The organism is Bacteroides sp. L008 (assembly GCF_040812255.1).
Lineage (GTDB): Bacteria > Bacteroidota > Bacteroidia > Bacteroidales > Bacteroidaceae > Bacteroides > Bacteroides vicugnae.
Window position 1 is genome coordinate 3,255,624 of sequence record NZ_JBFNXO010000001.1, and the last position, 15,104, is coordinate 3,270,727.

The 15,104-nt window shown below is 44.2% G+C and carries 10 protein-coding genes; 7 read left to right on the forward strand and 3 right to left on the reverse strand.

Annotated features, from left to right (window positions below; translation table 11 throughout):
* Positions 1-104 precede the first annotated feature (104 nt).
* From thrC to thrA, 3 genes are all read right to left on the reverse strand, one after another.
* Positions 105-1,406 (reverse strand): threonine synthase, encoded by a 1,302-nt coding sequence (gene thrC, locus AB3G73_RS13095; protein WP_367745100.1) that lies wholly within the window; start codon positions 1,404-1,406, stop codon positions 105-107.
* Positions 1,407-1,419: 13 nt separating this feature from the next.
* Entirely contained in the window at positions 1,420-2,628 is a 1,209-nt protein-coding gene (locus AB3G73_RS13100; protein WP_148365786.1) for a cofactor-independent phosphoglycerate mutase, read from the reverse strand.
* A gap of 99 nt (positions 2,629-2,727) precedes the next feature.
* The gene (thrA, locus tag AB3G73_RS13105) at positions 2,728-5,163 is read right to left on the reverse strand and encodes a bifunctional aspartate kinase/homoserine dehydrogenase I (RefSeq protein ID WP_367745102.1); all 2,436 of its coding nucleotides are present in this window, start codon (positions 5,161-5,163) and stop codon (positions 2,728-2,730) included.
* A 401-nt stretch (positions 5,164-5,564) separates the two neighbouring features.
* Between thrA and AB3G73_RS13110 the strand changes: the two genes are divergently transcribed.
* The 7 genes from AB3G73_RS13110 (at position 5,565) to AB3G73_RS13140 (ending at position 14,659) form a co-directional block, all read left to right on the forward strand.
* Complete coding sequence (locus tag AB3G73_RS13110; protein ID WP_195650002.1) at positions 5,565-6,602, forward strand: asparaginase; 1,038 nt, start codon at positions 5,565-5,567, stop codon at positions 6,600-6,602.
* Between the two features lie 103 nt (positions 6,603-6,705).
* The gene (locus AB3G73_RS13115) at positions 6,706-7,905 is read left to right on the forward strand and encodes an ATP-binding protein (RefSeq protein WP_148365789.1); all 1,200 of its coding nucleotides are present in this window, start codon (positions 6,706-6,708) and stop codon (positions 7,903-7,905) included.
* A gap of 12 nt (positions 7,906-7,917) precedes the next feature.
* A complete protein-coding gene (gene radA, locus AB3G73_RS13120) occupies positions 7,918-9,285 on the forward strand; it encodes a DNA repair protein RadA (protein ID WP_008777372.1) in 1,368 nt (455 codons plus the stop codon).
* Between the two features lie 59 nt (positions 9,286-9,344).
* On the forward strand, positions 9,345-9,719 hold the full coding sequence (locus AB3G73_RS13125) for a GxxExxY protein (RefSeq protein WP_195650023.1): 375 nt from the start codon (positions 9,345-9,347) through the stop codon (positions 9,717-9,719).
* A 45-nt stretch (positions 9,720-9,764) separates the two neighbouring features.
* Positions 9,765-11,417 carry an NAD(P)/FAD-dependent oxidoreductase gene (locus AB3G73_RS13130; protein WP_259021552.1) on the forward strand — a complete coding sequence of 551 codons (1,653 nt, stop codon included), beginning with the start codon at positions 9,765-9,767 and terminating at the stop codon, positions 11,415-11,417.
* Between the two features lie 16 nt (positions 11,418-11,433).
* On the forward strand, positions 11,434-12,036 hold the full coding sequence (locus AB3G73_RS13135) for a LuxR C-terminal-related transcriptional regulator (protein ID WP_148365791.1): 603 nt from the start codon (positions 11,434-11,436) through the stop codon (positions 12,034-12,036).
* 157 nt (positions 12,037-12,193) lie between these two features.
* Entirely contained in the window at positions 12,194-14,659 is a 2,466-nt protein-coding gene (locus tag AB3G73_RS13140) for a TonB-dependent receptor (protein ID WP_367745103.1), read from the forward strand.
* Positions 14,660-15,104: the final 445 nt, after the last annotated feature.

The window sequence follows — 15,104 nt, forward strand, 5'->3', positions numbered from 1 at the left end:
ACCCTATTGTCACAACTGTGCCACCTTGTTGGCACGACCGTGACACTTCGATGGCACAACCGTGCCAACGAGGTGGCACAAATTCATTCATAGGAAGAAGAGGATTAAAGCGTCAACAAGTACTTCTTGAAGTCCGCAAAGTCTTTTGTCATTTGCAAACTTTTCTTCTCGCCTTTCATAAATTCCTGCAATTTGGCAGGGATTTCTACCGCTTCTCCAATAATACTTTCCACTGTTTCGAGGAATTTGGCAGGATGAGCCGTTTCAAGGAATACACCTGTTTCTCCCTCTTTCAAACCTTCTACCAACGCACGATACCCACAAGCACCATGAGGATCAAGGAGATAATGATGTTCTTTCCAAGTTTCTTTCACCGTTTCACGGATTTGCTCGTCGGTATAAGTTGTTCCTGAAATCTCGGCAGAGATATCAGCATGTGAACCGCTATATAAATCAAGTACGCGGGCAAAGTTACTCGGATCGCCTACGTCCATAGCATTAGCAATCGTTGCGACAGACGGACGGGGATTGTACTTACCTGTTTGCAGGTATTGATAGAAAATATCGTTGCGGTTATTGGCAGCAATGAAACGCTTCACAGGCAATCCCATCTTCTTACCAAACAATCCGGCAGTGATATTTCCGAAGTTTCCACTAGGCACACAGATCACGGCATTATCGGCTTTTCCGGCACGTTTCAACTGTGCATAAGCATAGAAATAATAGAATGCCTGCGGCAGGAAACGGGCTACGTTGATGGAGTTGGCAGAAGTCAATGAAAGGTGTTCATTCAATTCTTTATCCATGAAAGCAGATTTCACCAATGCCTGGCAATCATCAAACGTTCCGTCCACTTCGAGCGCAGTGATATTCTGTCCGAGCGTAGTGAATTGCTTCTCCTGTATTTCGCTCACTTTTCCTTTCGGATAAAGCACATACACATGAATACCTTCCACACCGAGGAAGCCGTTGGCAACAGCACTTCCCGTATCACCGGAAGTAGCTACCAATACATTGACATTCTTCTGTCCTTCTTTCTTAATGAAGTATCCCAAGAGACGTGCCATAAAACGACCGCCTACATCTTTAAATGCTAACGTCGGTCCGTGGAATAGTTCAAGTGAGTAGATGTTATCTGCCACCTTAACCAAAGGTACATCGAAACTTAATGTATCATATACAATCTGTTTCAGCGTATCGGCAGGAATATCCTCACCGAAGAAAGCATCGGCTACGCGATAAGCAATTTCCTGAAAGGATAAACTATCAATCGTATCGTAAAAGTCCTGTGGAAGAGGTTTGATAGACATAGGCATAAACAGCCCTTTGTCGGCAGCAAGCCCTTTTACCACCGCTTCTTGCAGTGAGGCAACAGGTGTTTGTTTATTCGTACTATAATATTTCATAATCTGTGGTGACTTATTTCATGAATTCTTTTATAAACTCGTCTTCTTTCAGAAGTCCGTAACTACCGTTGCAAGCGGCTACTTCATCATACGTCTGCACTTCGTCCGGCTCGATACCCGGATACCAGATAAGGAACGGAATGGGATCGGATGTATGGGTACGAAGCTCACAGGGAGTAGGATGATCGGGCAATACAGCGATGGCTACCGGTTCGTCCCAATCTTTCACTGCTTCGTAGATAGGACCTACGGCACGTTTATCGAGATTCTCGATAGTGAGAAGTTTCAAGTCGATGTCTCCCTCGTGTCCGGCTTCATCACTGGCTTCGATATGCAGATAAACAAAATCATCCGTCTTCAATGCTTCCAAGGCAGCGGCCACTTTGTTTTCGTAGTTCGTATTATAAAGTCCGGTGGCTCCCTCTACTGCGATGCGACGTAAATCAGCATAGTAACCGATTCCGTTTATCAGATCGACAGCCGAGATGACCGCTCCTTTCTTTACCTGCGGGAAAGTCTCGGAGAAAGTAGGCATCTGCGGACGGTAACCGGGGCTCCAAGGCCAAATACTGTTGGCAGGATCTTTACCTTCTGCCATACGTTTCAGATTCAACGGATGATCTTTCAGCAGTTCCTGTGATTTTAGAATCAGGTCGTTAATCAGATCTGCCGTTTCTTGCGCTTCCGGAACCAATGGTTTTACCATCAACGGACGGAAAGGTTTTAAAGGTACATCATGCGGAGGGGTACAATCCAGTTCTTTATTACCTCCCTTGATAACCAACAGATGGCGGTACTGAACTCCTGTGTGGAAACGTACGCGGTCATTGCCCAGTTTTTCTTGCAGATATTGAATCAATACATCCGCTTCTTCCGTAGATATATGTCCGGAGGAGTGATTCTTCAGAATTTCTCCTTCCACACAAATCAAATTACAGCGCATTGCCATCTCGCCTGGTTTCAGATCCACACCGATACTGGCAGCTTCCAGCGGTCCGCGACCTTCATATACCTTTGGCAAATTATATCCCAACACGGACATATTGGCAACTTCACTACCCGGATGGAAACCTTCCGCCACAGTAATCAGGCGGCCGTTACGTCCCATGCGGGCTAGCTTATCCATATAAGGCGTCTTTGCATATTGCAGGAGCGTCTTGTCCCCTAATGACTTCACAGGCCAATCGGCCATTCCGTCTCCCAATATGATGATATGCTTCATAAATTGAAAATTGAGAATTGAGAATTAAAAAATGAAAGAAAGCCTAAGATCCGTTTCGGAATGGTATTTCTCAATTTTTAATTCTCAATTTTTAATTTATTAAACGTTTGCGATGCTCATGATGTCGGCAAATACTCCGGCAGCCGTTACGCCGGCACCGGCACCGTATCCTTGAATCATCATCGGATATTCTTTATAGCGTTCCGTAGTGAGCAGGATAATATTGTTACTGCCTTCCAGACCGTAGAACGGATGGTTGGCTCCTACTTCCTGCAGGCCGACGGAGGCTTTTCCATTCTCCAGTTTGGCAACGAAGCGCCAGTGTTTGTTTTCTTTTTCCAATACCTGGCGACGGGCTTCAAAGTCTGCATCGAGACTTGGAACACGTTTCCAGAAATCTTCGAGAGAACCTTCGAAGAAGTCATTCGGTACAAAGAGGTTCTTTTCAACATCTTCCTGTTCCAGACGGTAGCCGGCTTCACGTGCCAGAATCACTAGTTTACGGATCACATCTTTTCCACTCAAGTCAATGCGTGGGTCCGGTTCAGAGTAGCGTTCTTCCTGTGCCATTTTGATGGTACGGCTGAAAGGAATATCGGCACTGATTTTATTAAATATATAGTTCAGCGTACCGGAAAGCACCGCTTCAATCTTCAGAATCTTGTCACCGCTATGAATCAGGTCATTAATTGTATTGATGATCGGAAGACCTGCACCTACGTTGGTTTCGAACAGATACTTCACACCACGTTGGCGGGCAATCGTTTTCAGTTCACGGTAGTTTTCATAAGCGGAAGAAGCCGCAATCTTGTTGGCTGCTACCACAGAGATATTGTGTTGCAGGAAATCTTTGTAAAGCGATGCTATGTCAGCACTGGCCGTACAGTCTACAAATACGGAATTAAAGATATTCATTCCGATAATCTCGTCGCGGATGGTTTGCAGGCTGCTGTCCTTGCCCTTTTCCAGCAGTTCTTCACGGAAGTTGGCAAGGTCGAAACCTTCACGGCTGAACATTGCCTTGGAGGCATCAATGATACCTACCACATGAAGTTTCAGTCCGTTTTCCATCATCAGCTTCTGTTGCTGGCAACGAATCTGTTCTACCAAGCTACCACCTACCGTACCGACACCACAGATAAAGAGGTTCAATACCTGATATTCGGAGAGGAAGAAAGAGTCGTGGATTACGTTCAATGATTTACGCAAGGATTTGAAATCGACAACAAAAGAGATATTGGTTTCCGAAGCTCCCTGTGCGCAAGCGATAACGTTGATACCATTACGTCCCAGTGTACCGAAAAGTTTACCTGCGATACCCGGTGTATGTTTCATGTTCTCACCTACGATAGCCACTGTTGCCAGATTTCTTTCCGCCAGAATCGGAGAAATCTCGCCCATCTCTATCTCTTTCGCAAATTCCTCGTTCAGCACTTCACAAGCCAGGTCGGCATCGGCATTACGCACACCGATAGAAGTACTGTTTTCCGAGGAAGCCTGTGACACGAGGAATACGCTGATTCCGTTCTTTGCCAATGCTTTAAAGATACGGTAGTTCACACCGATCACACCTACCATACCAAGCCCCTGAACAGTAATCAGACTTGTGTCGTTGATGGAGGAAATACCCTTGATAGCCTTGCTCTGCGGATTGGAAACTTCTTGTTTGATAACCGTTCCCACTCCATCCGGGTTGAATGTATTCTTTATTAGAATAGGGATATTCTTGTGACATACGGGATAGATAGTCGGCGGATAAACCACCTTTGCGCCGAAGTTACAAAGTTCGGTCGCTTCTACGTAACTCAATTCCGTAATGGTATAAGCAGTCGAAATGACACGCGGATCAGCCGTCATAAATCCGTCTACGTCTGTCCAGATTTCCAGGCTTGCCGCATCCAGCGCCGCAGCAATAATGGCAGCCGTATAGTCCGAGCCACCGCGTCCGAGGTTCGTCACATCTCCTGTTGTCTTATCCGAAGAGATGAATCCCGGCACCAGTGCTACTTTAGGAATAGAATGGAAAGCCTCTTTCACCAGTTTATTAGTCAATTCTGTATCCAGCGTGTGCTTGCTATGTTTTCTTTCCGTCTTGATAAAAGTGCGCGAATCAAACCATTTTGCTCCCTCAATCAGTTCGGTGACGATGATCGATGAAAGGCGTTCACCATAGCTGACGATTGTATCCGAAGTCTTCGAAGAAAGGTCTTTAATCAGGTAAATTCCCTGAAAGATATCCTTCAATTCGTTCAGCAGCTCGCCAACCTGACGTTGCAACGATACTTGCTTTTCTCCGGCAGGAATCACCTCCTTAATCATCTCCACATGACGGTAAACGATTTCACGGAACTCACCCTCATAGGCTGAATCTCCCACTGCCGCCATCTTCGATGTATTTATCAATTTGTCAGTGATGCCTCCCAATGCGGAAACAACTACGATTACCGGCTCATTTGCCGACTCTACAATTCTCTTTACGCTTAAAATGCTGTTCACGGAACCTACGGATGTTCCGCCGAATTTCATTACTTTCATGAAGATACTTATTTAAATGCAATGTCCTGCAGTTTGCTTTTTACAGAACGATTGGTTGTTTACGAATAAAATTGAATTTGAATTTTGCCTGCTTATACAAGCGTGAATCACGTAGATACACAAAAACTATCCATTAACCCCTAAGGGTCATGGTACACATGGATGTGACTGTATGCGGATAGTACTTCATCATAGTCCTTGTTTCTACTCTTGTTTTTGATAAGTGTCGCAAAAGTAATAATAAAAACGTTCAATCTATCACTTTTTTCGGTTTTTTTCTGATAAAAAGAATCTTCCGCCTTTTCTTTATCCGGTCATTCGCCTTTACTTTTATGACATTTTGTTACTTATTTATCAAATCTATTCTTATATTTGCGAAAACAATCGCACAAAATCAGCTTATGAACCCGTTAAATACTTCCGTATTATTAATATACACCGGTGGAACAATTGGTATGATTGAGAATGCCGCGACAGGTGCTCTGGAGAACTTTAACTTCGAGCAACTGCAAAAGTATATCCCCGAACTGCAAAAGTTCAATTTCCCAATTGACACCTATCAGTTTGATCCTCCGATGGATTCGTCGGATATGGAACCGGATATGTGGCGGAAGCTGGTACGCATTATTCATGATAACTACAATCGTTACCACGGCTTCGTCATCCTGCACGGAACGGACACGATGGCTTATACCGCTTCCGCACTAAGTTTTATGCTGGAAGGACTGGACAAACCTGTTATCCTCACAGGCTCACAGCTTCCCATCGGCGTACTCCGCACGGACGGAAAGGAAAATCTGATGACCAGTATCGAGATTGCCATCGCACAAAACAAGGAAGGAAGGGCGCTAGTGCCGGAAGTATGCATCTTCTTTGAAAATCACCTAATGCGGGGAAACCGTACGACAAAGATGAATGCGGAAAACTTCAACGCGTTCCGTTCTTTCAATTATCCGGTATTGGCGGAAGCGGGAATCCATATTAAATATAATAATGTGCAGATTCACGGAAATGGGGAAGAGCGGGAATTGAAACCGCACTATTTGCTGGATACCAATATAGTGGTACTGAAGCTCTTTCCGGGCATCCAGGAAAATGTAATTGCCACCATTCTGGGGATTGAAGGTTTAAAGGCGGTGGTGCTCGAAACATACGGCTCGGGGAATGCTCCCCGGAAGGAATGGTTTATACGCCGGCTCTGTCAGGCGAGTGAGCGTGGAATTGTGATTGTCAACGTGACACAATGCAGCGCAGGAATGGTAGAAATGGAACGTTACGAAACGGGATATCAGTTGTTGCAGGCAGGCGTTGTCTCCGGATATGACAGTACAACAGAATCGGCAGTCACCAAATTAATGTTCTTACTGGGACATGGATATACCCCGGATGAGGTACGCGACCGGATGAACCGTTCGATAGCAGGAGAGATAACGCTGTAAATCTTCTATTTGTTTTATGCGTTGAACAGATTTAATCTGAATTTGTTTTGCACGTTGAACAAATTATGTCTATTTTTGTCTTCCATAGAAAACATATTAAGATATGGATACACTCATCAGAAGATACAAAAGGCTATTAACGGCTACTTCTACCGCATATATCAGGAGCTTGATGGATACAATCAACTGGGATAATCGCCTGATTGCTATCCGAGGAGCCCGTGGAGTCGGAAAAACTACTTTAATGCTTCAATACTTAAAACTTCATTATGCGAATGATAGCCAAAGTGCCTTATATACGAGTTTGGACAGTCTATATTTCACGCAACATTCTCTTAGCGAACTTGCCGAACAGTTTTACCTGAAAGGAGGAAAGTGCCTCTTTTTGGACGAAGTACACAAATATCCGTCGTGGAGCAAAGAAATCAAAAACATATATGATGAGTTTCCTGAACTGAAAATAGTATTTACCGGTTCATCCTTACTACAACTTCTGAATGCGGAAGCCGACTTATCCCGCCGATGCATATCATATAATATGCAGGGGCTATCCTACCGTGAATATCTGCACTTATTCCATCAGATTCAAATCCGCCCTTATACACTGGAAGAGATACTGGACAACAGTGATGGAATCTGTAATGCAGTAAATTCCCAATGCCGCCCTCTTGCCTATTTTGAAGATTATTTGAAACATGGATACTATCCTTTTTATCTGGAAGGAAATGCGGAATACTATACACGCATCGAAAATATAGCAAACCTGATACTTGAAATCGAACTTCCACAGCAATGTGGAGTGGATATCAGTAACGTACGTAAACTAAAAAGCCTGCTGGGAATCCTCTCCTCCGAAGTGCCCTTTATGGTGGATATCACCAAACTTTCCGCCATGGCGGAACTTTCACGGACTACTATTCTGGCTTATCTACAATATCTGGACAGGGCTAAATTAATCCACCTTCTTTATTCGGATAATGATTCTATCAAGAAACTACAAAAGCCGGATAAGATTTATATGGAAAATACCAACCTGCTTTATGCATTGACCTTTAAGGATGTAAACAAAAGTACATTGAGAGAAGTGTTCATGGTAAACCAACTCTCCTATCAACATCGTGTAGAATATTGCACACGCAGTGCAGACTATACAATAGACAGCAAATATACGATAGAAGTCGGAGGAAAAAGTAAAGACGGGAAACAGATAGCCAATAGTCAGCAGGGATTTATCGCTGCAGATGATATTGAATATTCCGCCGGAAACAAGATTCCACTTTGGACATTCGGATTTTTATATTGAAGGAGTAAGAATATGGCAAAAGAGAAAACCGTATATGTATGCAGTAATTGCGGACAGGATTCACCGAAATGGGTGGGTAAATGTCCGTCGTGTGGAGAATGGAATACGTATGTTGAGGAAATCGTACGGAAAGAACCCACTAACCGCCGTCCGGTGTCGGGCATTGAAACACAGAAGCCCAAGCCACTGGCGCTTAGCGACATAGAGGCAGACGACGAACCACGCATCAATATGCACGATGATGAACTGAATCGTGTATTGGGGGGCGGACTTGTACAGGGTTCTCTTGTCTTGATAGGCGGCGAACCGGGAATCGGTAAATCGACGCTCGTCATGCAGACCGTACTGCACATGCCGGAAAAGAAGATTCTTTATGTATCCGGTGAAGAGAGTGCACGACAGCTGAAACTTCGTGCAGACCGTCTCTCTGACACTTCCAGCGATTGCCTGATCGTTTGCGAGACTTCACTCGAACAGATTTATGTGCATATCAAGAATACGAATCCCGATTTAGTGATTATCGACTCTATACAGACTATTTCCACCGAAAGTATCGAATCGTCTCCCGGAAGTATAGCGCAAGTCAGAGAGTGTTCGGCGTCCATTCTTCGTTTTGCGAAAGAAACGCATACGCCTGTATTGCTGATCGGACACATTAATAAGGAAGGAAGTATTGCAGGACCTAAAGTGCTGGAACATATCGTAGATACCGTTCTTCAATTTGAAGGCGACCAACATTATATGTATCGTATTCTACGCAGTATCAAGAATCGTTTCGGTAGTACGGCAGAATTAGGTATTTATGAAATGCGTCAGGATGGGTTGCGCCAAGTTAGTAATCCTTCCGAACTTTTGCTAAGTCAGGATCATGAAGGGATGAGCGGGGTAGCCATTGCTTCCGCCATTGAGGGGATTCGACCGTTCTTGATTGAGACACAGGCTTTGGTAAGCTCTGCAGTCTACGGAAATCCGCAACGTTCGGCAACCGGTTTCGATTTGAGAAGAATGAATATGCTGCTGGCTGTTCTCGAAAAGCGTGTGGGATTTAAGTTGGCACAGAAAGATGTGTTTCTGAATATTGCCGGAGGACTGAAAGTGAATGACCCGGCTATCGACCTGCCGGTTATCAGTGCGATCCTTTCTTCCAATATGGATGCAGCCATTGAACCGGAAGTTTGCATGGCGGGAGAAATCGGTCTGTCGGGAGAGATACGTCCTGTGAATCGGATTGAACAGCGTATCGGTGAGGCTGAAAAGTTAGGTTTCAAACGTTTCTTGTTGCCGAAATATAATCTGCAGGGGATTGATACTCAAAAGCTTAAGATTGAATTAGTGCCGGTGAGAAAAGTGGAAGAGGCGTTCAGGGCTTTATTCGGTTAGATTCACCACAGAGGACACTGAGGACACAGAGGAGTGATTAATCAAGTAAGTAAATGATGATAGAAGATATTAATAATTTAACGAGTAGAGTGCTGGGATTAGCTTTTGAGGTGCATACTCAATTGGGAGCAGGTTTGCTTGAAAGTACATACGAGAGCTGCTTATTTTATGAATTGAGAGCAAACGCCATAGATGTAGAAAGGCAAAAGAAATTACCTATAATCTATAAAGGAACCCAATTAGATACAGATTACAGAATAGATTTGTTGATAGATAATCAACTCATTATAGAACTGAAAAGCGTGGAAACACTGCAACCGGTACATTCTGCCCAATTACTAACGTACATGAAACTTAGTAACCTGAAATATGGATTATTACTAAATTTCAATGTACCCCATTTAAAACAAGGAATCAAACGTTTTATTATCTAAAAAATTAAACTCTGTGACCTCTGTGTCCTCTGTGGTAAAAAATATATGATACAAGAATACCAACTCCGTATACTTCCCGAAATTGCTGCAAACGAACAGAAATTAAAGGAATATCTTTCTAAAGAAAAAGGTCTGAATCTGCGTGACATCACCGCTACCCGAATTTTGAAACGGAGTATTGACGCACGCCAGCGGACTATCTTCGTCAATCTGAAGGTGAGGGCATACATCAAGGAAATGCCGCAAGAAGATGAGTACGAACATACTATATATAATAATGTAGAGGGAAAACCGCAAGTGATTGTCGTTGGCGCAGGTCCCGGCGGGCTATTCGCTGCCTTACGCCTCGTTGAACTCGGATTACGTCCTATTGTCATCGAACGTGGAAAAGACGTGCGCGAACGTAAGAAAGATCTGGCACAAATCAGCAGGGAACACACTGTTGATCCGGAATCGAATTACAGTTTCGGAGAAGGAGGTGCAGGAGCTTATTCGGATGGGAAACTCTATACCCGGAGCAAGAAGAGAGGAAATGTAGATAAGATTCTGAATGTATTTTGCCAGCATGGAGCTTCGACTTCGATATTGGTGGATGCGCATCCGCATATCGGAACAGACAAATTGCCACGTGTCATTGAAAATATGCGGAATACCATTATCGAATGTGGCGGAGAAGTACATTTCCAGACACGAATGGATGCATTGATTATTGAGAACGGTGAAGTCAAAGGTATCGAAACAAATACAGGAAAGACCTTTCTCGGACCTGTGATACTGGCAACCGGACATTCGGCAAGAGATGTATATCGTTGGCTGGCTGCCAATAATGTGACGATTGAGGCGAAAGGAATCGCTGTCGGAGTACGTCTGGAACATCCGGCAATGTTGATCGATCAAATACAATACCATAATAAGAATGGACGGGGCAAATACCTGCCCGCTGCTGAATACAGCTTTGTAACACAGGCAGAAGGCAGAGGAGTATATAGTTTCTGTATGTGTCCCGGAGGTTTCATCGTTCCTGCCGCCAGTGGACCGGAACAAGTGGTAGTAAACGGAATGTCTCCTGCCAACCGTGGGTCACGGTGGAGCAATTCGGGAATGGTAGTGGAAATTCAACCGGAAGATTTGGAAAATGAAGAATTAAAAATGAGGAATGAAGAGTTGGCTGCGAAACAAGATGAGCAACTAATGGCACTGAATCCGAATTTGAAAAGTTCACAACTTTCAGAGATTAATTCACAGTTACTATCTGTTCTTCACTTTCAAGAGGAATTGGAACGTCAATGCTGGTTGCAGGGAGGCAGACGACAGACTGCTCCAGCACAACGCATGCTGGATTTTACCCGCAAGAAATTGAGTTACGATCTGCCCGAGTCATCCTATAGTCCGGGATTGATTTCGTCTCCACTTCATTTCTGGATGCCATCATTTATTAATAAAAGGCTATCTCTTGGTTTCCAACAATTCGGACGAAGCAGTCACGGGTTCCTGACTAATGAGGCAGTAATGATTGGTGTGGAGACACGAACTTCTTCTCCCGTTCGTATCATACGCGATAAGGATACTCTGCAACATGTCACCGTTCGCGGATTATTTCCTTGCGGAGAAGGCGCAGGCTATGCCGGAGGAATTGTGTCTGCCGGGGTGGACGGCGAACGATGTGCAGAAGCAGTAGCCAACTATTTCAATCATTAATTAAAATTAGACTAAAATGAATTATCAACCCGAAATAGCAATTATAGAAGCAAACACATTGACCTCTCTCGGTCTGAAGGGAATCTTGGAGGAAATGATTCCTATGGCAACCATACGGACTTTCCATCACTTCAGCGAACTGATGGACGATACTCCGGATATGTATGCCCACTATTTCATTTCCGCACAGATTTACGTGGAGCACAACGCTTTCTTTCTCCCCCGGAAACGAAAAACGATTGTATTGGCAAGCGACAGTCCGCAATTCCAACTGTCCGGCGTACCTGTACTCAACATTCACGAATCCGAAGAAGAGCTGGTAAAAAATATATTGAAACTTCACCAACATGCTCACCACGACGGTTATCCGGTAAAAGATATGCCGCCCATGCCTCCGATGCAGCCTCATCAGGAAATTCTATCTGCCCGTGAAATAGAAGTGCTCGTACTGATAACCAAAGGATTAATCAACAAAGAAATAGCAGATAAACTGAATATCAGCCTGACTACCGTTATCACTCACCGAAAAAATATCACGGAGAAATTAGGCATTAAGTCTGTCTCCGGGCTGACTATTTATGCTGTAATGAACGGATATATCGAAGCCGACCGAATCTGATTCACCACAGAGGACGCAGAGGACACAGAGGTATGATTCTTAAAATTTTATATCCTCTGTGTCCTCTGCGTCCTCTGTGGTGAATCAAATCCTAATAAATGAGGATTGACCGTCATCTATATTTGCCGTTACTTTGCACCAGATAAATTAACAGCAGATGAAGACAAAAAAGATTATGATTGCCCTCATGCTCCTGACGACAGGGACAGCATGGGCTGAAGATTTCCCCAAAGACTCACTAAAAATAGTAGACATCGAAGAGGTGGTAGTGATTGCTACTCCGAAAGAAAACCGTAAACTGCGTGATCTGCCGGTAGCCGCCACCGTCTTATCACAGGAGAATATGCGCGCCAATCAGGTAAATTCCGTAAAGAACCTGACAGGTATTGTTCCCAATCTGTTTATCCCTGACTACGGTTCCAAACTGACTACTTCGATTTATATCCGCGGAATCGGCTCACGCATCAATACTCCGTCCGTAGGACTTTATGTAGACAATATCCCTTATATCGACAAATCCGCTTTCGACTTCAACTATGCTGATATCGAACGTATTGATATTCTTCGCGGGCCACAAGGTACCCTCTACGGACGTAACACGATGGGAGGACTTATCAAGGTGCACACAAAATCGCCTTTCACTTATCAAGGTACCGATATTCGCATGGGAGCAGCAACTTACAATAATTATAACGTTTCACTCACCCATTATCACCGTATATCCGACCGCTTTGCTTTTTCTACCGGAGGTTTCTACGAACACACGGGCGGCTTCTTTGAAAACTCTGCACGGAACAATGAAAAAGTCGACAAAAGCAACGCCGGAGGCGGACGTTTTCGTGGGATTTACCTGCCGACATCTAATCTGAAAATAGACATGACCGTGAACTATGAATATAGCGACCAGGGCGGGTATCCGTACTACTATACCGGGATTACTCAAAACGGCATAGCCAAAGCTAAAGAAAAGGGTAAAGAAATTACAGAGGACCGGGCAGACTACATCGGTAAAATTTCATATAACGACCGCAGCAGTTACCGCCGTGGATTGCTCAATTCTGGTGTCAACATCGAATATCAAGCCTGTAACTTTATATTGAGTGCCGCGACAGGTTATCAGAACCTGAATGACCGTATGTTCCTCGATCAGGACTTCACAGAAAGAGATATCTTTAATATCGAGCAAAAGCAAAGGGCAAATACCATTTCCGAAGAAATTGTCTTGAAAGCCAAACCCGGAAAGAGATGGCAATGGACTACGGGAGCTTTCGGATTCTACCAATGGCTACATACCACAGGTCCCGTTCTGTTCAAAGAAGAAGGAGTGAAAACGATGATTGAAAACAACGCCAATTCCGCTTTTGAAGAGATTGCCTCCAAACCCGGTGCACCTACTATGGGAATGACCGTACATAACCCGACACTAAGTGTAGGAGGAACCTTCGATACCCCGACTCTTAGCGGCGCACTTTATCATCAGTCTACTTTCAACAACCTATTTATCGAAGGACTGTCCGTTACAGCGGGACTCCGACTCGATTACGAAAAGATCAGTATGAAGTACAATTCCCTTAGTACTCCTGTAGACTTTGGCTTTGATTTTCACTTAGCTATGGGTCCCAACTCAATAAACTTGTCCGATCAGAATATGAAAGCTCCGGCCTCTTTCGTAGGCAAGCTATCGACTGACTATGTACAACTTCTCCCTAAATTCGCTATTCAATATGAATGGAAGAACCAAAATAATGTGTATGCCACCGTTACCCGGGGATATCGTTCGGGAGGATATAATATCCAGATGTTCTCTGACTTATCACAAACAGAATTGACCAACTCGATGATGAATGCCATTAAAGAAAGTCCGACAATAGGGCAAGATGCCACATGGGGGGCAACCATCATAAAAATGATGGACCAAATGGTACCGGCCAAAGAGATTAATGTGAAAACGTCTACTACGTACAAACCCGAATATTCGTGGAACTACGAAGTGGGCAGTCATCTTACGTTGTGGGAAGGTAGGCTTTGGGCTGATCTTGCAGCATTTTATATGGACACCCGCGACCAACAACTCTCTCAATTTGCAGAAAGCGGTTTGGGACGTATTACCATCAATGCGGGAAAAAGCCGTAGTTATGGTGCAGAAGCATCTCTTCGTGCCAGCGTGACTAAAGAACTTAGTCTGAATGCCAGTTACGGATATACCTATGCCACCTTTACTGATTATGTAATTACAGAAGGACAAAAAGATGGCAGTTCCAAAGTAACTGCGGATTATAATGGCAAATATGTCCCTTTCGTTCCCAAGCATACATTAAATATCGGTGGAGAATATGCGATCACCTGCAGCCCACGTTCTATCTTCGACCGAGTTGTGCTCCAAGCGAACTATAATGCTGCCGGACGTATCTACTGGACTGAACAAAACGACGTCAGCCAATCCTTCTATGGCACGCTCAACTGGAGAACGAATCTGGAAATCGGTGATGCAATGATTAGTTTCTGGGCACGCAACTTCCTGAATAAAGACTATGCGGCCTTCTATTTCGAAACAATGAACAAAGGTTTCATGCAGAAAGGACGCCCAATGCAATTTGGAGTAGATCTTCGCTGCCGCTTCTAATCATTTTTACTCATAAGGATATTATTTAGTCTTTTTATTGTCAGCCAAAGGTTTTTATCCATACAGAGCAATGATTTTCAGCACATTAACGGCTGACAATAAGCGCTGACAATAACCAAAAACAGGCTGACAATAAAAGATTCGGACTTTTATTGTCAGCCTGTCTCTTTGTAGATTAACAGCATAGAATACGGGATAGAAGAACGTATGTCCCTATGAAGTTTGCATTATAAAGCCGTTATACTTAATTTACCCAATCGGTATTGTTCTGTCAGACCTACGCTATCCTTAACTCTCCACAGCCGTGGTCGCATCTCTCCACGGCCGTGGGAGGATCTCGTCACGACTGTGGGAAGAAGTTACCACGGCCGTGGGAAGGTAAAGATAGCGGCACCTTACCACAACTATACCGACACCTTACCGGAACTTTATCAATGCTTCGGCA

What these genes read in the sequence shown, in the direction of transcription:
- AB3G73_RS13100 (WP_148365786.1), bottom strand. Translation starts at nt 2,628, where the DNA reads ATGAAGCATATCATCATATTGGGAGACGGAATGGCCGATTGGCCTGTG.
- AB3G73_RS13140 (WP_367745103.1), top strand. Translation starts at nt 12,194, where the DNA reads ATGAAGACAAAAAAGATTATGATTGCCCTCATGCTCCTGACGACAGGG.
- AB3G73_RS13130 (WP_259021552.1), top strand. Translation starts at nt 9,765, where the DNA reads ATGATACAAGAATACCAACTCCGTATACTTCCCGAAATTGCTGCAAAC.
- AB3G73_RS13135 (WP_148365791.1), top strand. Translation starts at nt 11,434, where the DNA reads ATGAATTATCAACCCGAAATAGCAATTATAGAAGCAAACACATTGACC.
- radA (WP_008777372.1), top strand. Translation starts at nt 7,918, where the DNA reads ATGGCAAAAGAGAAAACCGTATATGTATGCAGTAATTGCGGACAGGAT.
- AB3G73_RS13110 (WP_195650002.1), top strand. Translation starts at nt 5,565, where the DNA reads ATGAACCCGTTAAATACTTCCGTATTATTAATATACACCGGTGGAACA.
- AB3G73_RS13115 (WP_148365789.1), top strand. Translation starts at nt 6,706, where the DNA reads ATGGATACACTCATCAGAAGATACAAAAGGCTATTAACGGCTACTTCT.
- thrA (WP_367745102.1), bottom strand. Translation starts at nt 5,163, where the DNA reads ATGAAAGTAATGAAATTCGGCGGAACATCCGTAGGTTCCGTGAACAGC.
- thrC (WP_367745100.1), bottom strand. Translation starts at nt 1,406, where the DNA reads ATGAAATATTATAGTACGAATAAACAAACACCTGTTGCCTCACTGCAA.